The organism is Sphaerochaeta globosa str. Buddy (assembly GCF_000190435.1).
GTDB lineage: Bacteria > Spirochaetota > Spirochaetia > Sphaerochaetales > Sphaerochaetaceae > Sphaerochaeta > Sphaerochaeta globosa.
The window spans coordinates 954,090-976,650 of record NC_015152.1; the positions used below are offsets into that span (position 1 = coordinate 954,090).

Consider the following 22,561-nt stretch of genomic DNA (forward strand, 5'->3'; position numbering starts at 1 on the left):
CGGGTGCATGCATGCAAGAAGATCTCATCACGTTCAACGACTTCAGCTTTACCTATCAAGCCCAGACGGAAGCCACGCTCAAGCATATCAATCTCAGCATTAGGAAAGGTGAGAAAATACTGATAGCTGGTCCGTCGGGCAGTGGGAAAAGCACGCTTGGTTATTGTATAAATGCCCTCATTCCCCACGCCTTCGGTGGGACTATGGAAGGCAGTGTCACGGTGTGCGGCTTGGATATCCAAAGCTCGGATATCTATGCGGTCAACCAGAAAGTCGGGACGGTGATGCAGGATACCGATGCACAATTTGTTGCCTTGAGCACCGCCGAGGATATTGCCTTTTCTCTGGAAAACCAGTGCATGGGGCAGCAAAGTATGCAAACCTTGGTCAGGAATATGGCACGTGTTGTCGATATGGAGGATTTCCTCACCCATAGTCCGCAGGATTTGTCCGGTGGACAGAAACAACGTGTTTCGCTTGCCGGTGTTTTGGTGGACGATGTTCAGGTGCTGCTCTTTGACGAGCCGCTGGCCAACCTTGATCCTGAAACCGGCAGGGTTGCCATTTCCTTGATCGACGAGCTCCATAGGACAACTGATACGACGATTATCATCATCGAACATCGCCTCGAGGATGTGCTTTCCTGCCCAGTCGATAGGATATTGGTGATGCAGGAGGGCAGCCTCGTTGTTGATGCCGCTCCAGGGAAGCTGCTCAGTTCGGCACTCCTTCCTTCCATGGGCATCCGCGATCCTCTGTATCTGGCTGCTTTGCGGTTGGCCGGCTGTGACATTGCCTCCCTTGGTGATGCAAGCCGTCTCGATGCAATGACCGTGGAGAGCTGTGCACCCAACCTTGCGTCTTGGTATACGAAAAGCCGCAAGGAACACCGGTCGTTGACCCGTCCCGTCCAGTTGGAGATCAAGGACCTTTGTTACTCCTACGATGGCATCAAGGGTGCCTTGCAATCGATGAATGCAACCCTGCATCAGGGAGAAATGGTAAGCATCCTTGGAAGTAACGGGGCAGGGAAGTCGACCCTCGCCCAACTTCTGATGGGAGTGCTGAGGCAGGATAGTGGGGATATTCTGTTTGAAGGCCAGCTGCTCAACGACTATTCGTCCAGCCAACGCTCCTCGATGATCGGGTTTGTGATGCAGAATCCCAATCATATGATCAGCTGCGATTTGGTCTACGATGAGGTGGCGTTTGCCCTGCGCCAACGCGGTTACCGTGAACAGGATATACACGATCGGGTGATGGATGTGCTTGGCCTGTGTGCCTTGCGCCCCTTCCATCATTGGCCGATCTCGGCTCTCAGCTATGGGCAGAAGAAACGGGTAACCATAGCATCCATTCTAGTCACCCAGCCCAAGCTGCTTATTCTTGATGAGCCGACCAGCGGACAGGATTATGTACGCTATACCGCCTTGATGGAGTTTTTGAGTCATCTCAATCGTACCATCGGCCTTACGATTGTGTTCATAACGCACGACATGCATCTGGCTCTGGAGTATACCCAGCGTTCCCTGGTTTTGCATGAGGGTTCGCTTCTATGCGACAAGAGCACCGCGGAAGTCTTCAGCGATGAAGCACTCCTGGCTACAGCAAATCTGAAGGTTACCAGCCTCTACACCCTTGCCAAGCGGTGTGGCATTGACGATATCCCCTCGTTCATCGATACGTTTGTGCAAGCCGAGGCAATGGGACGGAGTGTGGTTACCGATGTCGCCCAGATTCCTTGGAAACCCCTGACTCCGCTTGCGTCTGTTCAGAAGGAGAAACCAAAGAAACGAGTGCAAAAGGGGGGACGAAAGTTTGGATTCACCCTCTCCTACGAAAGTACCGATTCTTTGTTGCATCCTCTCAATGGAGTGACAAAACTGGGAGTGTTCCTGCTGTGGATCATCTTTAGCCTCACCACCTTCGATCTACGGTTTTTAGTCTTTGGCACTGCCTGTTCCTTTACGCTTTTGCTCGCTTCCAAAATTCCGCTACGCAAATTCAAACCCTATATTTTGGGTATGTGCACCATCATTGCCCTGAATGCCCTCTTTATCTACCTCTTCTCTCCCGACCAAGGAACCCGCTATCTCGGGACCAGGACGGTAGTTTTCGGTTCTGAAAGTGCGCGGTATGCCCTGACTGAGGAGACACTGTTCTACTTGTTGGTGGTCTGCCTCAAGTATTTCTCACTCTTTCCCATGGCGCTTCTGTTCGTCAGCATCACCCATCCTTCTGAATTTGCCTCTTCGCTCAATCGTCTGGGGCTTTCCTACAGGATCAGTTATGCAGTAGGACTTGCCCTTCGCTACCTGCCGGAGGTCACCTCCAGCTATCTGCATATTCTTCACGCCCAGATGGCGCGTGGGGTGGATATCTCTAAAGCAGTCTCCTTGGGTAAGCGAATTGCATCGGTAAGCAGGATTCTTGCCCCGTTGGTACTCTCCAGCCTCGACCGTATAGAGGTGATAACCAATGCCATGATCCTCAGGGGTTTTGGACGTATGGAGAGGCGAACCTGGTATATGAGTCGTTGCCTGAAGGCACGAGATTATGTCGCCCTTGGACTGGCTGTGCTTCTGGTGACTGTGAGTCTTTGGGTGCGGTTAGGAACGAAAGTCATGTTTTGGTATCCTTTCTAGGACAAAGAGACACTAATAATGCAAAAAGTGTGGTAGAGAGCTTGACAGATGGCCGGGTTATCCCCATCTTATATTGAATAAAAATCCAAGGGTCGAAGTTTGACTTTTGCAGGAGGCATATGGTGTCCGATACGTTTGTACTAGAGATGGAAGAGCAGCTTATTGCCATGAGAAAGGAATTGCTGGACAAGTTGACCGAAGACAACAGTGACTTTCGGGAGATGGTCAATGCCATGGGTATTAAGGACAGCATCGATGTTGCAGCGGATGATATAGCCTTCAAGAAGATGGAAGCAATCAACAAGCATGAGGCAAACCGCCTGCGCTCGATTGAGAATGCTCTGGCCCGAATTCATAACGGCAAGTACGGCCATTGCTTGAAATGTTTGAAAAAGATTCCTGAAGAGCGCCTGCGGGCAATTCCCTATGCAGTATTGTGCGTAGATTGCAAGAATGCCGAGGAAGTACCAGGAAGACGATAAAGCTCGCTTTAGCATAAAAAAGAACAGAAGGAAATCCAAATGCTGGGCAACCTTCTGTTCTTTTTTTGTCTGAGAATGTTAGAGATAGGGATTGTGTTGCTCGCGTGCTATGGTGCTTGCAGGCCCGTGACCGGGAAGTATCTGGACTTCCTCGGGGAGCTTCAGCAAGCGCTGGCAGCTTTCAACGATACGTGAATAGGATCCACCTTGTAGGTCAGTGCGGCCGATGCTTCCGGCGAACAAGGTATCGCCGGTGAACATGAACTGACCCTCTTCATGGTAAAAACAAAGGCCTCCAGGGGTATGTCCGGGAGTTACCAATACGCTCAGGTGGCTGTCTTGCAGAAGCTGTCCATCATGTAAAAAGGCGGTAGGTTGGGGAAGATTGCTCAGCTCTTCTTCATATTTGTCCCAAAAACTCTTGTCGAAACATACTTGTTTGAGGTTGTCGTATCCGTCTGGACCCAAGTAGAGGGAATCCTCTTCGCTGACCAGTATTTCCAGCTCCGGCCAATGGTTTTTCAAAGCGCCGAGTGCAGTGATATGGTCCCAATGGGTATGGGTCAGAAGGATGGCGACCGGTGTGACGTTACGCTTCTCGATGCGGCGGATGATGGCGCTCTCGTCACTACCCGGATCGATGATCCAGGCGCTTGAGGTCTCCTCATCGCCCAAAATATAGCAGTTCGTCTGGTAAGGTCCCACCACAAGTCGTTCGACAAACATCCTTTACTCCTTGTTGGAATAGCTCACTGCGGCTGTTCTGCCTTTGATGTCCATTCCATTGAGCTTGACGATGGCTTTCTCGCAGTTCTCCTCGCTCATGCTGATGAAGGAGTACTTGTCGTGAATGCGGATGCTGTAAATGTCATCACGGGTGATTTCAAGTTCAGTTTGCAGCAGTTGGCTCAACTCTTTTGCATACAGGCGCTTCATCTTGCCGATGTTCAGGTACAGGGTTCGTGCGCCTTCGGGCAGGGCTTTCTCTTCCCTGACTTTTTCCTGGGGCTTTGCCTGTGGTTCCTCGGCCTTGGAAGGGGCTTTGCTCTCGCGCTTTACTTTTGCCGGTCTCGCCGTTTCTCGGCTGTTGGCCCTTCTGGGATTGTTAGCCTGCAGGATTTCCCTCAAGAGGTAGGCCATGAAATAGCCGCGCAGGGTGAAGGGTACGTTTTTCTTGATCAGCCTCTTCAGTCTTTCCAATTCATCGGGACTGGCGTCGGCCTTGACCTTTGCTGCCAGCAGTTGGATAGTGCCGGTCAACAGGTCTTCTTCGTTCGGGGTGCTCTTGTTTTCATTGTCCATGAGCAATTCTCCTTGATAGTGATTTGCCTCGCTTTGGATGCCAGCGGCGGGCATTTTGTTTCCTGGATACGTAGCTGCACCTCTGCCTCTTTTTGCCGGCCGCGGCAGGGAAGAGGGAAGGAAGGGCGAACTGTCTCCTTCGCCACCTGCAAGAAACAGGCGGATGACGAAAGTAAGCGGATACCGCAAGGCGGTCACACTCAAAGGTAGGAAGGTGCATGCTGGCACATACACGGGCTTCCTCCAGCCCTGTCTGCGGGAGAACCATACTATGCATGAGGTAAAGGTCCCCATCCCACGGGCAGTTTGTCCTCAGAATACTCAACCTCTTCCGGCTTTGTCAAGGAACGAAAGAATGCGGTTGCTCTTCCTTTCTCTCTTTGCGTATAAGGCCCTAGCTGTGGTACTATCGGAATATGGGTAATTTGCAGGCGGACATTCAGCAAAAGCAGAAGGAGATAGAGCAACATTTTAGTGATGTGTTCTCACTTTATGCCGATTTAGGCAGGAGCGTAGCGCTTGTTCAGCAGATTTCCAGCCTAAGGTATGCCGTCAACGAGTATGCAAAATTCTGTTCAGAGCTGGAACGCTATGAGAGTGCAAAACATTCCTACGAACAGCTTTTAGGATACATCAGCCAGATCGAGGACCGTTCAAGGAAGATCAAGGAGATTGAAAAGGACATTCGTTTGCTTGAGAAACCGTTCGCAAGCGTGTATGCCCAACTCGGGGCGATAGCCTATGAAGCCTACATCTCCCAGACGCTTAGGGAGCATGTCAGACAAGCTTGTTTCCCGTTCTTTGAGGACCATGCAAAGAAAACCCGGAAACTGGAAAACCGCAAACAAGTACATACCGGGTTTGTTGGTCGTCAAATCATCAACGTGCAACTGGATTTGCAGCGCAAAGTTCTACCGGGCTTGCTGGTTAAAGCAGGCCAGCATTTGGTGGCCATCGAATGTGAGAGAGATCTTCCCGTTATACACAGACAATCGTTGCTGGATGAGCTACAGCATCTGAAAGAGCGGCAGCAGGAGCTGGGCCAGGAGCTGGAGCTCCACCATAGTGCCATGGCAAAGCTGCAGTCTCAGGAGGTGCAAAGCCCCAAGGCCCGCCTGGAAGAACGGGCAAGTGAGATGAAATCGGCCCAGAAAGCTGCTGAGAAGGCGGCCTCGGTGTATGGAAAGGCCTTGTATGAGACACTGCCAGAGGATGTGCATGCCGATCAAATCGGTCAAAAAGCAATCCTATTGATGGACCAGATAACGTTGCATCGCAAGCGGACCAAGAGTCTGCAACGCGAAATCAAGCAACTGGAGAACCTGATTCAGGTGCAGGAGCTACAGGCTCAGATTGAGTTGGAAAACCAGAAGATTGAATTGCTTCGTTCACAAATTGATACCTGCAATCGGCAGATCAGCCAAATTGCAGCCTCCATTGACGGGAAGCATAAACGCATTGCAACCTTGCTTCCCCCCGCACAACTAACCGATGGCTGAGAAACAAAAGGAACCAACGCAGTTGTCCTTGGATTTGGAAGAGACCAAAACTGCGGCGCCAAGCAAAGCCAATACTTCCTCGTACAAAGTGGTATTGAAGGATGAACCGGATACAAAAGCACCTCGTCCAGTCGTGCGAAAAAAGACTTCGGTGACAACCCGCAGCATGACGGTAAAAATATCGTCTTCGAAGAAAGCAGAGGAACCTGCACAAAAGCCCAAGGCTACTCCCGCAAAACAGGGCGGCACAGCCGTTGTACGACGTCCTAAAGCTGCCGTACAGACGATCAGGACTGCGGAGCAGCCGAATCCTCACTTGGTGCAAACACATGTGATACGGCCAAAAAGTAATACCGTTGCGCGACCGAAGGTGCAACCTCCCCCGATTGGCAAACGAAAAGGATATCGTACATCAAAAGCTGCCATGTTTCTTATTCCGCTGCTTGCGGCAACCCTTTTGTTTTGCTTTGCAATCCTGTGGTGGGTGCTGTCCGATCAGCAAGAGCAACGCGTTGAGCCTAGTTCGCTCATTGAGGACAGGCCGGCTATTGCCTTCACGATCGAGCGTGGTATGACTGCCCGCTCAGTAAGCTTGTTGCTGGAGCAATTGGGGGTGGTTGAGGATGCTCAGGCATTGCTCTCCTACTTCGTTGAGAACAATCTTGCGACAATTCTCAAGACCGGTTCCTATTTGATGCACAGCGCATTGAGTTTTCCGGAAATAGGGACCATGCTCACCGCCGAGCCGCAGATGGTGCAGTTGACCATTCCGGGAGCTTTTACACTCAAGACTATCGATGATTACTTGGTCAACCGATTGGGTTTTGCAGAGGGAACTTTCCTCCAATCTGCGCACGATTTGGCTACCGCTTACGGTCTCGGATTTGCAGAAGGTTGGTTGCTTGGCGGTACCTATACGGTAAACCGGCAGCGAGCTGCCAATGATTTGGCTTTGGCTATGTATGAGGCAATGCTCAACGAGATTCAGAAGCACCTGAGTTCTCCCCAGTTGGAGGTGTACTCGATCCAGGAGTTGTTGATCATTGCTTCCATGATTCAGGCCGAAACCCAGGAAGCCGGCCAAATGCAAGAGATTTCATCGGTAATTTTCAATCGGTTGAAGAATGAGGAGCCGCTTGGGATCGATGCAACCACCCGCTATGAGCTGGATGACTGGGTCAATCCCATTCCCACCCATGCCTTGGAAACGAAGACTCCCTACAATACCCGGCGAAAGGTGGGGCTGCCGCCGAGTGGAATATGCAGTCCCTCACCCGAGGCTGTGCATGCAGCGTTCTTTCCGGCGGACACTCCCTATTTCTACTACTTGCACGATGAGAATAAGCAGATTCATTTTGCTCTTACCTACGAACAGCACAAAGAAAATATCAAACAGTATCGGTAGCTTGTTCTGTTCTGTAGAGGATGAACGAATAGAGTACCGGAGCGATGGCGATAATCGGGATGCCAACCAAAAAAAGTGGTACCGCACTCAAGCCAACCAACATGCCCAGGATGCAGACAATGCTTACCCCTGTCCAAAGCCAGCCAGCAAACCGGTGGGTTTTTTTCCAGTTGTATTCGCTGGCAAGTGTCCAGGGGAGCTTGAACCCGATGGTATAGTTGAGTTTGCATTTCGGCAAATAGTTTCCAATGATCAGAAAGAGAATGGAAACCGCCAGGGGAACGACGCGTTCAACCTGAATGGGTTTCCCGAGTGCTATCAAGAGGGTAAGGGGACACAGAAAAAGATTCAGCGGTGCGATAATCCACCGAGAGATGTGATAAATCCGTTCGCTGGGATCGCGCTTGGGATCGGATTTTAATGCTACTTGCAGTACGACATTCAAAAGCGTGAGTAAAAGGGGAAGTATAAAGGCAGCGAAAGCCTTTGACGCATAGCCGTCCGGATCGCCGGCTGCATTGAAGTGTATTGCCACTTGGTCGGGCAGGTCCTGATAGACCATCACCGAGAATACCAGCGGCAGCAGGCATACAATTGTGGTAATAATAAGCGTACGATCAAAAAGAGAGCGTTTTTGTTTCATCAGATCCTCCCGTAAACTGGGCGCACCAAAGCATGATTTCCTCAAAGACTGAGGCGTTGAGTTCGTAATAAATGAAATTCTTGAATTTGCTTTCTGTTATGAGAGAAGCCTTTTTCAACAACGAGAGATGGTATGAAACGGTGGCAGCGGAGAGATTGGGGAAATTAGTTACAATTTCTCCCGCACTCAGTTTGCCTTTTTTCAGTAGTGAGAGCATTTCTCGCCGCTGGGGGTCGGAAATGGCTTTCATGGTTTCTGAGAACCCCATGGATGCTCCTATTTCGAAATATTTCTAAATAGATAGTATCCGTAGCAAAAAAGTTCGTCAAGTATATCCCATAGCCTGCGCAATACCGAGTCAGTGCAATGTAAGGGCCATAAGCGGGTAGGGGATTGGGTTTCTTCATTTTTTTCATAAAAAATGCACACGTTTGTACTTGTGTACATCGGTGTGCATTCTTAATTTGTTGTTGATAAACAAATTATCAGATACTATGTTTACCGGCGATCGGAATCGAACCGATACGGATTACTCATCCATCAGATTTTGAGTCTGACGTGTCTACCAATTTCACCACGCCGGCATTAGCGAACTTCATGCTATCAAATCCGGTTGGAAAAAGCAACACAGTTTTAAAAAATTAGAGGCAGATTGTCTTTTCAGCTCAATTGCTTTAGAGTAGAACGTACACGGAGGGAATTGTGAAGAGGTTTAAGACATTCCTGGCCATGCTGCTGTTGTTTTGTATGGTTGTTTCCAATTTGGCAGGCATGGATGCAGATGATATTCTCAGTGCCAACCTTCCTATCGCCTATGGTGATGCCCAGTTCAGACAACGTATATTGGAACGGACCAACGGGGAGCGTTCTCCTATTGGTTTGGTGCTCAGCGGTGGATCGGCCCGTGCTTTTGCCCATATCGGAGTGCTTAAGTACCTCGAGGAACAGGGCATTGTTGTAGATTTCATCATCAGCAATTCAATGGGAAGTATTGTCGGCCTTATGTACGCTGCCGGCCTCTCTCCTGATCAGATTCTAGACTGCGTTACAGGAGTCTCCCTGCAGAGCCTTTTCGATACCACCCTTCCTCTTCAAGGCGGAATGCTCGATTCCTCACGTTTCCTGGCAAAAGTCGCATCAATTCTTGGCGAGGACCTACGAGTTGAAACGCTTGTACTACCCATCATCGTCATCGCTGAAGATTTGGTAACCAAACGCCAGATCCATATCAGCGAGGGTGACTTCTACACAGTACTCAGAGCCAGTTATGCCCTCCCGGTTTACTTTCCCCCGGTCGAGTACCAAGGACATCTGCTCCTTGACGGCGGTGTGACCAATATTGTTCCCGTTAATCTTGCGTATGAATTTGCCGACTCGGTCATTGTTTCTACTACGTTTTATGATGTGGATACCCTGAACCTGAAGAATCCCCTGACTATTCTGAATGTCTCACTGGATATCGGAAAGCGAAGAAGGGGAGTGGATGAACTTAAGCAGGCTCTGGACGATGTCATTTGGATTCGCAACAATGTTGAGTCTGTCTCCTTCATGGAGTTCTCCAAGGCCGAATACCTCACCCAAAAAGGGTATGAGTCTGCAAAACTGCAGGAACAAAGCCTTTCTGGTTTGTATAAGAGTGGTATCAGCGAGGAACTTTCCCAGTTGCGGGTGCAACTGCAGAAAAACCTGTTGGTAAGCAGCAGCCAATACGATTTATTCAAGCATGTACCGGTCAATGTCCCTTCGCACCTGCTTGGAGCAGGCCTGGACAGCGACTACACCTTCTTTGATACCTCGGCTCTCAGGGATGATACAACCTTAGGGTTGAAATATCAGTGGAAAACAGGCAATCTCGCCCTGTCGGCCAATGTGGGATATGCTTTCAATTTTGTGACGAATGACCAGTTCTCCGCCGTTCCTGCGATCAGGACGCAAGTTGACTATCATATGCTGAAACATCTGAAAGCGACCGGATATGCATCGGTTCTCTTTGATTTCGCCGATGCCGCTCCGATTTTCTCGTTTGGTGCAGTATTGGAAGGTAGGGTTTTTACCTTCCAAAATAAACTCCGGCTGAGTCTAATGCAGTCCATAGAACAGATGAGCAATACCAAGAACAGCACCTTTACGGATGCTTGGGACGGGCATACCTATCTCTATACTGTTCGGTTGCAAGGATTGCTTGCAGCACAGGAGAAGCAGGGATGGAGTTTGAGCGATACTTCGCTGGCTTTCAACTATCAAATCCTTGGTGATTATACAATCAACAGGTCGTTCCTCTCGACTCGGCTTGAGACCGAGCTCGTACAGAATGCATGGGACATGTTTGGTTCAATGGTAAGTTACGCGCGCTTTGCCGCTGATGGCAATGGTGATGTCCCATTCTTTATTTCTGATGGTTTTCGCACGACCAATACCCTGATTAAAGCACAGGGGCACGATTTGAGTCTCTCGGTGAATCCTGCAAATCATTTGGTCGGTTTGAATCTGACGATCGGGTACCGACCCGTTTCGTTCAGGCCAACCATGGCTGAGCTTTTCCTCTTCCAAAATTCTTCAGTAGCAGTGTATGCCGATTTGTTGTGGTATCAGAATAGCTTCAAGCCGGCGCTCTCCTTGGGATTGGAAATGCATACCGACATCTCCCTCTTAGGTATTCGCACCCTCCCGTTGACCGTCTATGGGGGATGGGATCAGAGTGTGAATACCATTGTCTGGGGATTCTTCTTCACTATGAGTTTCTAGTTTTCCTCGAGATTGTGCTTTCTGATATATTCCAAATCCTCTTCAGTCAAATCGGTGTTGGGCAGCCGCTCTTCGTCTTGCTCTTCAACAACCTTGGGTGTTGTAGCCTTAATCGGGCGAACAGCAAAACCTTCCAAGGTATCTCCCTCGTGTACGGCAAAAGCACCCGTTATAGGCTTTGGCATTCTGCCGGAGGCCACATTCACTGGGTCGGCATCGATTTCCTTGGCTGTCTTGAGCCTGGTTTCGCCTGCTTCCAACAGTGAAAGCAAGCTCTGAATGTGCTCTTGTTTCATTCCTGAAGTATTGGAAAAACGGGATTGAAGGGCAGTCTTGAGCATGTCAATCGCTTCTTTTGCCTCCCCGTAGTGGATGAGGACCTGTGCATAGTGCACATACGGTTCTGGAAACCTGGGGCTTTTCTTTACAAGTTCGGCGAAGAGGGCATCGGCTTGTTCCCATTTGCCTTGCAGCAGATAAAGCCATCCGCGATTGTCCCTGATGCCGGGGCTGGTATTCTCCATTTCTCCGGATTCGTCGATCAATGCCTTGGCCTTGGCGAGATTGCCGCTTTCCAAGGCATAAGTGGTGTAGTTGATGAAGAGATTCTTGTCCCGGTATCCGCTTTCATAGACTTGCTCTACTGCCTCCAAAGCTTTTCCCAGGTCTCCCTCCATCCAGTACGCCATGCTGATCATAGTCTTGGCAATGTTGTCCAGATTGGGTTCTTTGCCTTTTGAGGCGCTAAGGTACTGTTGTAGTATTGCTTTCCCTTCAGCGGCATCTCCGCGCTGTAGGAACATACTTGCAGAAGTGACGACATACGATTTCTGCAATCCTGCTTTTATGGCTTTGCGATAGAGAGGCCAAGCTTTCTCCCAATCTTGGGGATTCTCGCTGGTAATCGTCCTGTTGGCCTTTACATAATAATAGATACTACGTCTGAGGTAGAGCAAACCAAGCATGAAGATTGCGAGCAAAAGCATTTTGCTGTAGGTGGGAATCTTGAGGGTGAAAATAATGATGGTAACCAAAAGAGACAACCATAGTCCATAATTCTTAGTGCGTTTCATGCGTAAAGGCCTCCCCTGTACGGTTGTACTCTACAAGGAATGGAAGGTGGTTGCAAGAGTGGGTTTATTTGCCGTATCGTATAGCTATGGAAGCACGTGATATTCTCGTACATGCTTGTTGCGGCCCCTGCAGCACCGCCAGCATCGAGCGATTGCTCGAAGATGGTTGGAATCCAGTATTGTACTTTTCAAATAGTAATATTTTCCCCCAAGAGGAAGCCGAGCGCCGGTATGAGGCCTTGTTGCAGGTTGCCCACAGCTATCAGCTCCAGGTAATTCATGAACGGTATGATCATGAGAGTTGGCTGCAATCCATCCAGGGTCATGAAATGGAAAAAGAAGGCGGCTTGCGGTGCGAGAAGTGCTTTGCCTACAACCTTTCACAAGCTGCCGCTAAGGCACAGGCTCTCGGGTTCTCCCACTTCACCACAACGTTGACTGTCAGTCGGTTCAAGAACAGCAAGCTCATTTTTGCTGTCGGCCAGCAGCTTGAGGGCTTTGAGTGTATCGATTTCAAGAAAAAAGGCGGCTTTGAGAAGAGCGTACAGTTGAGCAAAGAGCTGGGAATCTACCGCCAGCAGTATTGTGGATGCGAATTCAGCATGCACTAGCTCCCCTTTGCCTGCATTCTGTTCTGATGCTATACTCTTCAATCTGGAGGAGGTGGGTATGCTGCGAAAACTGTTGAAGTTCTTCACAGGAAGATTGTTCATCTCCTTTGTGCTTATTTCTCTGCAAATCGGAATTTTGGTCAATATTTTCTCGTTTGCCCAAAATAGTGCGCTTTGGATACAGTTTCTTTCAGCTCTTTCCATTCTCATGACGTTGGTGGTAATCTCCCGCGACCTCAACCCTGCCTATAAAATCGGCTGGATGCTCATTTTTATGTCCATTCCAGTCTACGGTGGCATATTCTACCTGTTTTTTGGTAATCGTCGGCTTAATGCGCGACTTCGATCACGTCTTGAACAACTCAATATTTTCTATCAGAAGGGAGTGGAAGGAGGAGCCTACAGCGAACTTCTCCCGATGAAAGCGTTGGCTTCTTATTCTCCAACCCTTGCACGACAAGCCCAATACATTGCGAATATTACCGGGTTTCCTGTCTGGGGAAATACCGAGGTAGAGTATTTCAGTTCGGGTGAGGCTTGGGTTCTCGATGTCCTTTCTGAAATGAAGAAAGCAAAATCCTTTATTTTCATGGAATTCTTCATTATCAGCGAAGGCGAGATTTGGGATTCATTCCTCGCAGTGTTGCTCGAAAAGCAGAAAATGGGTGTGAGAATCTGTCTTATGTATGACGATGTCGGCTCAATTTTGGATATTCCCTCCCATCTGGATCGCCGACTCAGATCGCTTGGGTTGGAAGTAGTCGCTTTCAATCCTCTCAGGGCTCACCTGAACAGCAAGCTCAATAGCCGTGACCATCGCAAGGTGTTGGTCATCGATGGCAATATCGGGTACACAGGCGGTATGAACATCGCTGACGAGTACGCCAACCGGAAGCTGAAGTTCGGGCATTGGAAAGACACGGCGGTAAAACTGCGCGGTGATGCTGTGTGGAGCCTTTCCCAGATGTTCCTTCAGCTGTGGGCCTTCTCGACCGGGAAGTTCGAAGATTTTGCCAAGCATAGGCCGACAATTACCACCAAGATGGATGGATTCGTCCAGCCGTTTGCCGATAATCCCTTGGATAACGAGAATGTTGCGGAGAATGCGTATATCCAGATTATCAACATGGCCAAACGGTATGTATGGATTACTACGCCCTATCTGGTTTTGGATAATGAAATGCTTACTGCCCTCAAGATTGCCTCGCAAAGTGGTGTGGATGTGAGAATCATCACACCCCATATGCCGGACAAGTGGTATGTGTTTGCGGTGACCAGGGAGAATTACCGTCTGCTTTTGGAAGCAGGGGTAAAGATTTATGAGTATACACCTGGCTTTTTGCATGCGAAAATGTTCGTCAGTGATGATAGGGTGGCAATTATTGGAACGATCAACATGGACTATCGTTCATTCTATTTGCATTTCGAAAACGGGGTTGCCTTTTATGGTTCTTCCGTGATTCGCAAAGTATATGAGGATATCCAGCATACTTTACAGATTAGTGAACGTATTGCACAGGATTTCCATAAAAAAAGGCCATGGTACAAGCGATTGCTAGGCCTGATTCTCAAGATTGCCGCACCGCTGATGTAGGAGGAGTGATGAGGTTTCTAAACTATGGATCGGTTAACATCGATTTGGTCTTTACTGTCGATCATATCGTCAAGGGAGGGGAGACGCTGCAAAGTACCTCGCTTACCAGGAGTGCAGGTGGCAAGGGTGCCAATCAGAGTGCAGCGTTGGCCAAGGCCGGCTCTTCAGTATTTCACGCAGGTAAGGTCGGCTTCGATGGTGCGTTTTTACTTGAGCTGCTCTCTGGGTATGGTGTGGATGTCTCGAATATCCAATCCTATGAGGGAGCGACCGGTCAAGCCCTGATCCAATTGGATTCCAACAAACAGAATGCCATCATCCTGTATAGCGGCGGTAATGGGGCCATTACGACCGAGGAGATCGACCGTACCCTTGAACAATTCAACAGTGGCGATATGCTGGTATTGCAGAATGAGATTGTGCATACCGAGTATCTGATCAGAAAGGCAAAACAACGGGGTATGAAAGTCTGTATGAATACTGCTCCTTTCGATTCCTCCTTGCTCTCCCTTCCCTTGGATTTGGTGGACATCCTGGTTGCCAATGAGATTGAGGGTGCAGGTCTTGCCGGTATGGAAATGACTGCCGACTACAAAACCATTCTTGAAAGGTTGGTCACCCGGTACCCAAATTCCGAGATTCTTCTTACCATCGGTAAGCAGGGTTGTTGGTATGCTTTCAAGGATCTTAGGATCCATCACGGTATTTATGAGACACAGGTTGTCGATACAACCGCAGCCGGCGATACGTTCATAGGATTCTACCTTGCCTCGATCGCCCGCGGCTATTCAATCCGCCAAGCGTTGCAATATGCAAGCAAGGCTGCCGGCCTTGCTGTTTCACGGCCCGGTGCAATGGCTTCCATCCCCCTTGCTTTCGAGGTGTTTTCCTAAACCAGATTCAAGCAGTATCTCTCACATAAAAAAGAGAAGCCAGTGATGTTTCCCGCAACACTGGCTTCTGATTATTTGCAAGCTTGTCTGTCCGGACGCGCTATCTAGAAGCAATTCAATTGGCAACCACGAACAAGGTCCTGTCCATTCCCTGCACGGCGACCGAGTAGGTGAAGTTGTAGGCATTGGAGGCGACCGTAAAGCCGAACTCGTCGGCGCTGAAGGTGGTCCTCTCCGGGATGTATGCATGCAGCTTGAGAGTCACGGTGTCGTTCATGCCGGCGGCGAAGAGAGAGGAAGAGAGCAATGCCATGAGGATGATGGTAAGTGCGATGGTAGCTAACTTCTTCATATGCTCTCTCCTTCTTGTCGTTGTTGTACTTGAAGAATAGGGAATATGTGAGAAGATGTCAATACACGAAATACTATAATTTATTATAATAAAAGAAATTAGCGAATGTCATATGTACGAAGAAGTGACCTATAACATCTACCAATAACATATAACATAGCACAAGTTTTAACCGGTTTAGCAATCGCGATTGTTCACTTGTGACAGAGACAATACGCTGAATTTGCAGGCATTCGCACATACGGCATCCTTTGTGCTTGTGGCATATCCTTTGCTGTGACAAGAGACATGAACGAAGTATTGCACCGCTTCTGACAGGAGAGCGGTGAGCAAAGTGAACTGAACTTCTCCCAGAATTAGGAGCCGAGAAGTTGCAGGTGTGTTTTCCTATACGCCGAGGGGCTGGTTCCCGTAGACTGCTTGAATCGTTTGGAGAAGTGGAATTCAGAACAGAACTGGAGTCTGTCTGCAATCTCCTTGACCGAGAGATTGGTACTGGTGAGCAATGCCCTTGCCGCCTCAAGTTGTAAGTTGGAATAGTACTGCATCGGGGTGGTGTTCATGCGCTTCTTGAAAAGGCGTACAAAATAGGAATGATCGAGTTGTACATGGTTTGCGATCATCTGCAGGTCGACCTTGTCGAAGACATGGCGTTGCATGTAGCGGATGGCTTTTTCGAGCCGGATGTTTTCGCCCTTAACCTCTTCAATTTTCGTTCCAGCAGCAAGGTTGTACAGAAGCCCCAGTACTTGATGGCATGCACTGATGCGCAGTTCCCTGGTTTGGCTCAATCCTTTATCCCTGACTTCCTCGAAGAAGAATCGCCAGTTGGTTCCAACTTTTATCGGGTTCATGGTTTCCAATCTTTTGGCAAGTTCAAGCTCCTCGGGACAGAAGAGGAGGGTGGCATAGTACGTAAGGCTCTCCTCCTCATTCGCTTCAATGCTGTGGATGGTCTCTCCTGTGGTGACGAACAATGAGCCTGGGGAGATGCTATAGCGGTTGTGAGCATTGGAAAACGTGCCACTGCCGCTTACAAAGTAATGGAGCTCAAATTGCCCCTTCTCATGGCTGTGTACCCGTTGGTGCCATAAGAGTTCCTGTTGTTCATGCATCTGAAAGACAAAAACTGCGTCCAATAGTTCCATAAGTCAATAATACATATGTTTTTCCAATCTTGTCTATGGTAATACCCCTTCTGTTGGAGGATGCTGTAGCAAAGGAGACGGAGTAATATGCAAGTTGTTGCAGGAATTGATACTGGAACGCAGAGTACCAAGGTGCTCTGTTATGACGTTGACACAAAGAGCGTTCTGTTGACCGTCAGTGCGTCTCACCAGATGTTCAGCTCGGATGACGGGACCCGTGAGCAAGAAGCCGTATGGTACTTGGATGCCATCAGGTCCTGTTTTGATCAAATAGACCCTGCCATTAAAAGTCAGATTAGCGGTATCGGTGTTTCAGCGCAGCAGCATGGTTTCGTTCCTGTTGGAAAGGATGGGGAAGTGCTTGCCCCGGTGAAACTCTGGTGTGACACCTCGACGAAGGCCCAATGCGATGAACTGACAGAGAGGCTTGGCGGGGAAGAACGGGTATTTGCCTTGCTGGGAAACCAGATTTTGCCAGGCTATACGCTTTCCAAGATTCTACACCTCAAGCAACATCGCAAGGATGCCTATGACAAGCTTGCACATATTCTGTTGCCGCACGATTATATCAACTACTATCTTACCGGCGAGTATACCGCCGAGGCGGGTGATGCCTCCGGTAGCGCCTTCTTCGATGTGAAGCATAAGAAGTGGAGCCGTGAAGTTCTTGAGGCTGTCGATGAGAATCGCGACTTGTACAGCCTGTTGCCTCCCTTGGTGGAAGCGGGCAAGAGTTGTGGCAAGGTGCAAGCCTCTACGGCTAAGGAACTGGGTATCCCACTCGGTATTCCCGTCTCCTGTGGAGCGGGTGACAACATGGCAGGAGCCATAGGGACCGGGTGTGTCGGCAAGGGTGATTTGACCATGAGCATGGGTACCAGCGGGACCTTGTTCGGATACAGCGACAGCTGCATTACCGATCCTAAGGGACGTCTTGCGGCCTTCTGCTCGTCAACCGGCGGGTATATGCCGCTGCTGTGCACGATGAATTGTACCATTACCACCGAGTCGGTCCGCTCTCTGTTCGGCTACGATGTCAAACAGCTTGACACGTTGGCCGGTGAAGCTCCGATCGGATGTGAGGGTGTTACGATGTTGCCATTCTTCAATGGGGAACGCGTTCCCAACCTGCCCCATGGCAAGGGTGTGATTGCAGGCCTGGATATGAGCAATATGAAGGTGCAGAACATAGCCCGTTCGGCTCTTGAGAGTTCCATCTATGCTATGAAAGGCGGCCTGGATGCGTTTAGGGAGCTTGGTTTTGTTCCCCAACGGATTATTCTCACCGGTGGCGGTGCAAAAAGCGCCATCTGGAGGCAGATCGCTTGTGATGTCATGCAATTGCCGCTAGCAGTTCCGATGGTTGCAGAAAGTGCCGCTTTTGGTGCTGCCTTGCAGGCATTATGGACACTAAAGGGTACCAGTATTGTGGATCTTGCCAAGGAGCACGTGCTTTTTGACGAGTCGAAATCATGTACACCGGATAAGGAAGCGGGCAAGCAGTATGAAGTAGCCTATGCCCGTTATCAAGCGTATGTAGAGGCCATGACGCCTCTGTTTGCATAGGAGGATACAATGCAGTATTTTGTTGGACAAGAAGAGTATTTCAAAGGAATCGGTAAAATTCAGTTCGAAGGAAAGGGGAGCAAGAACCCTTTGGCTTTCAGATATTATGATGCTAAGAAGGTAATTGCCGGCAAGACCATGGAAGAACATCTTCGTTTTGCCACCGCCTACTGGCATAGCTTCTGCGCTGATGGCACCGACCCGTTCGGCAACTCCACCATCGACTTTCCCTTCCGCAAGGCGGATAAATATGAGAATGCTGTAGCCAAGGCTGATGCTGCATTCGAATTCTTTACCAAGCTCGGTACTCCGTTCTATTGCTTCCATGACATCGATGCTTCTCCCGATCATGAAGTGGCAGCCGAGTACGAGAAGACCTATCATAAAATTGCCGATGAGCTGCTTGCCCGCCAGAAGGCCAGTGGCATCAAGCTTTTGTGGAATACCGCCAATGTGTTTTCACACCCCAACTACATGAATGGTGCGGCTACCAATCCTGATTTCAAGGTGGTTTCACGCGCTGCTGTACAGGTTAAGAACAGCCTTGACGTGAACGTCAAGCTCGGTGGTTCCAACTATGTTTTCTGGGGAGGCCGTGAGGGCTATATGAGCCTGCTCAATACGGATATGAAGCGCGAGCAGGAGCACCTTGCACGCTTCTTGACGATGGCCAGGGATTATGGACGCAGCATCGGTTTCAAGGGTACCTTCCTGATCGAACCCAAGCCGATGGAACCGACCAAGCACCAATATGACTACGATGCGGCAACCACCATCGGTTTCTTGAAGAACTGGGGCTTGGAGAAGGATTTCAAGTGCAATATTGAAGCTAACCATGCAACACTGGCCGGTCATACGTTCAGCCATGATTTGCAGGTCTGCGCCGACAATGGCATGCTCGGCAGCGTTGATGCCAACCAGGGCGACTCGATTAATGGTTGGGACACCGATGAGTTCCCCAGCAATGTGTATGAAACCACGCAGGCAATGTTGGTCATTCTCAGAAACGGTGGACTTGGCAACGGCGGTCTTAACTTCGATGCCAAGAGACGGCGCAACTCCACCGACCTTGAGGATTTGTTCATCGCCCACATCGGTGGCATGGATAGTTTTGCTCTTGGTCTTGAGGTAGCCCAGAAAATTTTGGACGACGGCGTAATCGATTCCTTTGTGAAGGAACGCTATAGCTCCTTCGATAAGGGAGACGGCAAGAAGTTTGAGGAAGGCAAGCTTAGTCTGGCAGAACTCGCAGAGCTTGGACGCAATGCCAAGATTGAGAAGAAGAGCGGTAAGCAGGAGTATCTGAACAACCTGTTGAATTCCTACCTCTTCGGCTAAGAGAGAAGCGGTGCCAGGACGAAATAACAAAGAACGCTGATCAACACCGACAGCGATGAGGTGAAGGAGGCAAGTTTTCCCTGATCGGAAATTTTCTCGGTGAATGCCACCGAGCTGTTTGAGATCGGGGAGAACACCGCCAGAGCCAAGGTGACGCGAATGACCTGGTTGAACTGGGTGTGTTTGAGGAAGTAATACGCAAACACGGTTGCCACGCCATAGCGGATACAAAGCAGCACTACTGATTTTTTGATCCAGCCCGGTTGAAAACGAATATCCAACATGAACCCGATCATCAACATAGCGATGATCGGGTTTGCTTTTCCAATGGTCTGCATCCAATTCTGCAGGAAGAGGGGCAGGGTGAGGTTTGCAAATGAGAGGCTGATCATGACAAGGTAGGTGACAAACGGTACCGAGGTAAAGAGTTTCTTGACCAAATCCTTGGTATTGGGTTTTGTTCCACTTACGGTGTTGGAAGCAAGCGAGTAGGTAAAGCCGGTAGTCATAAGGGCATTGCCAAGGTCGAACAGGGAAGCGGCTACCAAAGCGGGGGCGCCAAAAAGGGCTTGGACGAACGGGAAGGAGAAATTGCCTACGTTGTACGTCGAACCGCAGAGCAGAGCGTAGCCTTTCTGGCTGTTTGACTCCTTCCTCATGGCGATGTAGGACAACACCATCATCACTACATTGGCAAGGATTCCATAGAATATGAGGACTAAAAGCGAATAATCGAGTTTGAACGTGTTGAAGCTGGCTACAATTGCTGCAGGCAACGTGATGTTCAAGGTAATTTTTGAGAGGGTTGCCCCTTCTTTTTCTGAAAAGAGCCCAATGCGTTTAAGAAAATTCGCCAGGGCGATCAGAAAGAGAAAGAGTGCAACTTGCAATAATGACTGCGCCATAGGGTGCATCCTATCTTCACAAAGGTGGTAACGCAAGAGGGTGGTGGTCAACTCTTCAATTTTTCACCTGAGTAGTTCTTGGTTAGCTTTGCAGGAATGCAAGTTCTTCTTCTGTCAGGGTGAGGTCTGCTCCTCCAAGGGTTTCGGTGATCTGCTCAACCCGGCTGGAACCTGCGATGGCAATGGTCGGATTCTTCTGGCTGGTCAGATAGGCCATTGCGATGGCGGCCGGGGTGACTCGGAGATGCTGACTCAATGCTTGCACTTTGGGAGCCAAGGCAAGATTTTCCTCGGTAAGAAATCTGCGTTTGGCATTGGAGCTGAGCCTATCCTCATTTCCCGACAAGAGTTTTGAGAACAACCCTTTTGCCTGGGGGGCGAAGCACATTACCGGCATAGCTTCTTTCTCATACCACAGGCGTTGCTGTTCGGTCATGCATACCAATGTGTCATCACCCCAGGTTTCAGGTGTGCAACGGGCGAGGCTCCATTGGATTTCACTTATTTCAAAGGTTGGTTTTCCATGGGCTTTAGCCCACGTGTTGGCTGCTTCTATTCGCTCGGTTCTCCAGTTGGAGACGCCCAGATGTTTGACCAGCTTCTTGTCGATAAGCATGGACGCAAGGTCGATAATCTCATCGCTGCCCATCAATGGATTGTCGCGGTGGAAGAACCAGATATCCAGGCAGTCGGTTTTTAGTTGGTCCAGACTTTGGCTGATGTCCAGCATCATGTCCTTCTCGTTGATCCTGCTATGGCTCATATCCTCCTTATACGGGTGACATCCCTTTGAGGCGACCGTGATTTTTTCGTGTAGGTTGTTTGCCCTCAACCACTTGCCCAGCACCTGTTCGCTGGTGGAAGGTCCACCTGCCTTGTCCTGACCGTAGATGTGGGCGGTGTCCAGCAGATTGCCGCCCTGCTGTACATAGATGTCAAGCTGCCGCATTGCAGTTTCTTCACTGACAGCAGCACCATAGTGGTCGCAGCCCAGAGAAATCTGGGCGATCTGTTTTCCAAAAAAGTTGAGGTATTTCATTAAATTTCAATTCCCAGGAATCGCTTGACCAAGATTCCGATCACAAACGAGATGGCAGCCACACTAAGACTGATGAGCGCCATTTCCGTGAAACGCTTGCCGAAGGGAAGATCCTTTGCAACTGAAGTGTAGTAGGTGAACAGCATGATTATGACTACCACAACGACCAGCATGAGGATCAAGGCGAGTACATAGCTTTCCAAAAGCAGATAGGGAAGGACCATGAAGGTGACCGTAAAGAGATAGGCGATGCCGGTGTACATGCTGCTTTTTGCTGCATTCTTGTCGCCGCTGTTCTTTGCCGATAGATATTCACTGGAGGCCATGGACAGTGTTGCCGATATACCGGTGATAAGGCCCGAGAGTGCGATGAGTCTGGTGTTTTGCAAAGCGAAGGTGAGACCTGCCAAAGTGCCGGAAAGTTCGACCAGGGCGTCGCTGAGACCGAGAACCATCGAACCAATGTATTGCAGGCGCTCCTCATCGAGCATTGCCAGCAGCTGTTGTTCGTGTCGGTCCTCATCCTCGGAGATTTGTTTTGCCTGCGGTACTTCCGCGATCAGGGCGGCATAGCCTTTGGTTGCCTTGTCTTCACCCCTTTCCATTTTCTTTAAAACAAACGTGTAGCCGAGCAGGAGGGCAAGCATGCTGTAAAACCATGCTTTCACCCGATTGGGCTTGACTTGTTTACCAGTCATTTTCTCCCAGATTTTGGCATGCCTAAGTTCTTCTTCCCCTATGCGACGAAGTATGTCACTGTTATGCTCATCTTTCACACGCTTTGCGAGGCTTTTATAGATTAGGTGTTCAGTCAATTCTCCCCGCTGTAGATAGAGGAGGATCAGCATGGTTTTCCGGCTCATTGTTTTTTGTTCCATTGTACTTGCTCCCTCAGCCAAGTATACCCAGCGGGTTTGGTTTTGGAAATAGCTTTGCTTGACCGCACTCGGTTCTCTTTGTAGTATTGATGCAGAGCTCGGGAGGAGACATGGATACAAATTATGAGGACTTGATCAAGGTTTTTGCTTCTACTACGGATGTACAGGATATGCAGAGACTGCTTGAGGAAATGTTGACTCCGAATGAGAGAAAGGATCTGCTGCTCAGATGGAACCTGATGAAGGATCTCTATCGCGGTCTCCCCCAGCGTGAAATTGCCGCTTCCTATGGTATTTCACTGTGTAAGATTACCAGGGGCTCCAAGATTTTGAAACAGAAGGACTCGTATTGCAAGCGGCTGCTCAGTGACCGCTACGATGACCATCTCCATATCTAGGAGCCAGAATAAGGAGTTCCTCAATCCAGTGGTATATGATACCAT

General features: G+C 49.4%; 21 protein-coding genes and 1 tRNA gene. 11 read left to right on the forward strand and 11 right to left on the reverse strand.

The genetic code is table 11. The features are described from left to right. Positions 1-11 precede the first annotated feature (11 nt). Both SPIBUDDY_RS04485 and SPIBUDDY_RS04490 read left to right on the forward strand, forming a co-directional pair. On the forward strand, positions 12-2,645 hold the full coding sequence (locus SPIBUDDY_RS04485) for an energy-coupling factor transporter ATPase (RefSeq protein ID WP_013606570.1): 2,634 nt from the start codon (positions 12-14) through the stop codon (positions 2,643-2,645). Positions 2,646-2,764: 119 nt separating this feature from the next. Then, positions 2,765-3,127, forward strand: a complete 363-nt coding sequence (locus tag SPIBUDDY_RS04490; protein ID WP_013606571.1) for a TraR/DksA family transcriptional regulator — start codon at positions 2,765-2,767, stop codon at positions 3,125-3,127. A 78-nt stretch (positions 3,128-3,205) separates the two neighbouring features. Here the strand turns inward: SPIBUDDY_RS04490 and SPIBUDDY_RS04495 are convergent, their stop codons facing one another. Together SPIBUDDY_RS04495 and SPIBUDDY_RS04500 are read right to left on the reverse strand one after the other, a co-directional pair. Continuing rightward, a complete protein-coding gene (locus SPIBUDDY_RS04495; protein WP_013606572.1) occupies positions 3,206-3,853 on the reverse strand; it encodes an MBL fold metallo-hydrolase in 648 nt (215 codons plus the stop codon). Between the two features lie 3 nt (positions 3,854-3,856). Beyond that, positions 3,857-4,663 carry a DbpA RNA binding domain-containing protein gene (locus SPIBUDDY_RS04500; RefSeq protein ID WP_013606573.1) on the reverse strand — a complete coding sequence of 269 codons (807 nt, stop codon included), beginning with the start codon at positions 4,661-4,663 and terminating at the stop codon, positions 3,857-3,859. A gap of 182 nt (positions 4,664-4,845) precedes the next feature. Here SPIBUDDY_RS04500 and SPIBUDDY_RS04505 point away from each other — a divergent pair, with 182 nt between their 5' ends. Beyond that, on the forward strand, positions 4,846-5,928 hold the full coding sequence (locus SPIBUDDY_RS04505; protein WP_013606574.1) for a coiled-coil domain-containing protein: 1,083 nt from the start codon (positions 4,846-4,848) through the stop codon (positions 5,926-5,928). Beyond that, entirely contained in the window at positions 5,921-7,333 is a 1,413-nt protein-coding gene (mltG, locus tag SPIBUDDY_RS04515) for an endolytic transglycosylase MltG (RefSeq protein ID WP_013606575.1), read from the forward strand. The genes SPIBUDDY_RS04505 and mltG overlap by 8 nt, the downstream gene beginning before the upstream one ends. Here the strand turns inward: mltG and SPIBUDDY_RS04520 are convergent. The 3 genes from SPIBUDDY_RS04520 to SPIBUDDY_RS04530 form a co-directional block, all read right to left on the reverse strand. Next, on the reverse strand, positions 7,317-7,976 hold the full coding sequence (locus SPIBUDDY_RS04520) for an SdpI family protein (protein ID WP_013606576.1): 660 nt from the start codon (positions 7,974-7,976) through the stop codon (positions 7,317-7,319). The genes mltG and SPIBUDDY_RS04520 overlap by 17 nt on opposite strands. After that, on the reverse strand, positions 7,951-8,244 hold the full coding sequence (locus tag SPIBUDDY_RS04525) for an autorepressor SdpR family transcription factor (protein WP_013606577.1): 294 nt from the start codon (positions 8,242-8,244) through the stop codon (positions 7,951-7,953). Before SPIBUDDY_RS04525 ends, SPIBUDDY_RS04520 begins: the two co-directional genes overlap by 26 nt. Positions 8,245-8,475: 231 nt before the next feature. Next, positions 8,476-8,560: transfer RNA gene (locus SPIBUDDY_RS04530), tRNA-Leu, on the reverse strand. Between the two features lie 118 nt (positions 8,561-8,678). On the opposite strand from SPIBUDDY_RS04530, the gene SPIBUDDY_RS04535 reads away from it, so the two are divergent. Then, positions 8,679-10,721, forward strand: coding sequence for a patatin-like phospholipase family protein (locus SPIBUDDY_RS04535; RefSeq protein ID WP_013606578.1), 2,043 nt, complete (start codon positions 8,679-8,681; stop codon positions 10,719-10,721). Here SPIBUDDY_RS04535 and SPIBUDDY_RS04540 read toward each other — a convergent pair. Then, a complete protein-coding gene (locus SPIBUDDY_RS04540) occupies positions 10,718-11,794 on the reverse strand; it encodes a tetratricopeptide repeat protein (RefSeq protein WP_013606579.1) in 1,077 nt (358 codons plus the stop codon). The genes SPIBUDDY_RS04535 and SPIBUDDY_RS04540 overlap by 4 nt on opposite strands. Before the next feature lie 86 nt (positions 11,795-11,880). On the opposite strand from SPIBUDDY_RS04540, the gene SPIBUDDY_RS04545 reads away from it, so the two are divergent. The 3 genes from SPIBUDDY_RS04545 to SPIBUDDY_RS04555 are packed head-to-tail and all read left to right on the forward strand — an operon-like array spanning position 11,881 to position 14,892. Beyond that, complete coding sequence (locus SPIBUDDY_RS04545) at positions 11,881-12,405, forward strand: epoxyqueuosine reductase QueH (RefSeq protein WP_013606580.1); 525 nt, start codon at positions 11,881-11,883, stop codon at positions 12,403-12,405. 58 nt (positions 12,406-12,463) lie between these two features. Continuing rightward, on the forward strand, positions 12,464-13,999 hold the full coding sequence (gene cls / locus SPIBUDDY_RS04550) for a cardiolipin synthase (RefSeq protein ID WP_013606581.1): 1,536 nt from the start codon (positions 12,464-12,466) through the stop codon (positions 13,997-13,999). Positions 14,000-14,007: 8 nt separating this feature from the next. Further along, the gene (locus tag SPIBUDDY_RS04555; protein WP_013606582.1) at positions 14,008-14,892 is read left to right on the forward strand and encodes a ribokinase; all 885 of its coding nucleotides are present in this window, start codon (positions 14,008-14,010) and stop codon (positions 14,890-14,892) included. Between the two features lie 115 nt (positions 14,893-15,007). Here the strand turns inward: SPIBUDDY_RS04555 and SPIBUDDY_RS04560 are convergent, their stop codons facing one another. Both SPIBUDDY_RS04560 and SPIBUDDY_RS04565 read right to left on the reverse strand, forming a co-directional pair. After that, entirely contained in the window at positions 15,008-15,244 is a 237-nt protein-coding gene (locus SPIBUDDY_RS04560; RefSeq protein WP_013606583.1) for a hypothetical protein, read from the reverse strand. 356 nt (positions 15,245-15,600) lie between these two features. After that, the gene (locus SPIBUDDY_RS04565; RefSeq protein WP_013606585.1) at positions 15,601-16,392 is read right to left on the reverse strand and encodes an AraC family transcriptional regulator; all 792 of its coding nucleotides are present in this window, start codon (positions 16,390-16,392) and stop codon (positions 15,601-15,603) included. Between the two features lie 87 nt (positions 16,393-16,479). On the opposite strand from SPIBUDDY_RS04565, the gene xylB reads away from it, so the two are divergent. Together xylB and xylA are read left to right on the forward strand one after the other, a co-directional pair. Then, the gene (gene xylB, locus SPIBUDDY_RS04570) at positions 16,480-17,958 is read left to right on the forward strand and encodes a xylulokinase (protein WP_013606586.1); all 1,479 of its coding nucleotides are present in this window, start codon (positions 16,480-16,482) and stop codon (positions 17,956-17,958) included. Between the two features lie 9 nt (positions 17,959-17,967). Further along, positions 17,968-19,296, forward strand: a complete 1,329-nt coding sequence (gene xylA / locus SPIBUDDY_RS04575; RefSeq protein WP_013606587.1) for a xylose isomerase — start codon at positions 17,968-17,970, stop codon at positions 19,294-19,296. On the opposite strand, the gene SPIBUDDY_RS04580 is transcribed toward xylA, so the two are convergent. The 3 genes from SPIBUDDY_RS04580 to SPIBUDDY_RS04590 all read right to left on the reverse strand — a co-directional run bounded on the left by SPIBUDDY_RS04580 (position 19,293) and on the right by SPIBUDDY_RS04590 (position 22,118). Continuing rightward, positions 19,293-20,201: an AEC family transporter gene (locus tag SPIBUDDY_RS04580; RefSeq protein ID WP_013606588.1), complete on the reverse strand. Its 909-nt coding sequence runs from the start codon at positions 20,199-20,201 to the stop codon at positions 19,293-19,295. The two genes, xylA and SPIBUDDY_RS04580, sit on opposite strands and share 4 nt — an antisense overlap. 82 nt (positions 20,202-20,283) lie before the next feature. After that, a complete protein-coding gene (locus SPIBUDDY_RS04585) occupies positions 20,284-21,240 on the reverse strand; it encodes an aldo/keto reductase (RefSeq protein WP_013606589.1) in 957 nt (318 codons plus the stop codon). Next, a complete protein-coding gene (locus SPIBUDDY_RS04590; RefSeq protein WP_013606590.1) occupies positions 21,240-22,118 on the reverse strand; it encodes a VIT1/CCC1 transporter family protein in 879 nt (292 codons plus the stop codon). Before SPIBUDDY_RS04590 ends, SPIBUDDY_RS04585 begins: the two co-directional genes overlap by 1 nt. 110 nt (positions 22,119-22,228) lie before the next feature. Between SPIBUDDY_RS04590 and SPIBUDDY_RS04595 the strand changes: the two genes are divergently transcribed. Next, a complete protein-coding gene (locus SPIBUDDY_RS04595; RefSeq protein ID WP_013606591.1) occupies positions 22,229-22,516 on the forward strand; it encodes a Trp family transcriptional regulator in 288 nt (95 codons plus the stop codon). Positions 22,517-22,561 lie beyond the last annotated feature (45 nt).

Coding starts and splice junctions, on each gene's coding strand:
- SPIBUDDY_RS04485 (WP_013606570.1), top strand. CDS start 12: ATGCAAGAAGATCTCATCACGTTCAACGACTTCAGCTTTACCTATCAA.
- SPIBUDDY_RS04490 (WP_013606571.1), top strand. CDS start 2,765: ATGGTGTCCGATACGTTTGTACTAGAGATGGAAGAGCAGCTTATTGCC.
- SPIBUDDY_RS04495 (WP_013606572.1), bottom strand. CDS start 3,853: ATGTTTGTCGAACGACTTGTGGTGGGACCTTACCAGACGAACTGCTAT.
- SPIBUDDY_RS04505 (WP_013606574.1), top strand. CDS start 4,846: ATGGGTAATTTGCAGGCGGACATTCAGCAAAAGCAGAAGGAGATAGAG.
- mltG (WP_013606575.1), top strand. CDS start 5,921: ATGGCTGAGAAACAAAAGGAACCAACGCAGTTGTCCTTGGATTTGGAA.
- SPIBUDDY_RS04520 (WP_013606576.1), bottom strand. CDS start 7,976: ATGAAACAAAAACGCTCTCTTTTTGATCGTACGCTTATTATTACCACA.
- SPIBUDDY_RS04525 (WP_013606577.1), bottom strand. CDS start 8,244: ATGGGGTTCTCAGAAACCATGAAAGCCATTTCCGACCCCCAGCGGCGA.
- SPIBUDDY_RS04540 (WP_013606579.1), bottom strand. CDS start 11,794: ATGAAACGCACTAAGAATTATGGACTATGGTTGTCTCTTTTGGTTACC.
- SPIBUDDY_RS04545 (WP_013606580.1), top strand. CDS start 11,881: ATGGAAGCACGTGATATTCTCGTACATGCTTGTTGCGGCCCCTGCAGC.
- cls (WP_013606581.1), top strand. CDS start 12,464: ATGCTGCGAAAACTGTTGAAGTTCTTCACAGGAAGATTGTTCATCTCC.
- SPIBUDDY_RS04555 (WP_013606582.1), top strand. CDS start 14,008: ATGAGGTTTCTAAACTATGGATCGGTTAACATCGATTTGGTCTTTACT.
- SPIBUDDY_RS04560 (WP_013606583.1), bottom strand. CDS start 15,244: ATGAAGAAGTTAGCTACCATCGCACTTACCATCATCCTCATGGCATTG.
- SPIBUDDY_RS04565 (WP_013606585.1), bottom strand. CDS start 16,392: ATGGAACTATTGGACGCAGTTTTTGTCTTTCAGATGCATGAACAACAG.
- xylB (WP_013606586.1), top strand. CDS start 16,480: ATGCAAGTTGTTGCAGGAATTGATACTGGAACGCAGAGTACCAAGGTG.
- xylA (WP_013606587.1), top strand. CDS start 17,968: ATGCAGTATTTTGTTGGACAAGAAGAGTATTTCAAAGGAATCGGTAAA.
- SPIBUDDY_RS04580 (WP_013606588.1), bottom strand. CDS start 20,201: ATGGCGCAGTCATTATTGCAAGTTGCACTCTTTCTCTTTCTGATCGCC.
- SPIBUDDY_RS04585 (WP_013606589.1), bottom strand. CDS start 21,240: ATGAAATACCTCAACTTTTTTGGAAAACAGATCGCCCAGATTTCTCTG.
- SPIBUDDY_RS04590 (WP_013606590.1), bottom strand. CDS start 22,118: ATGGAACAAAAAACAATGAGCCGGAAAACCATGCTGATCCTCCTCTAT.
- SPIBUDDY_RS04595 (WP_013606591.1), top strand. CDS start 22,229: ATGGATACAAATTATGAGGACTTGATCAAGGTTTTTGCTTCTACTACG.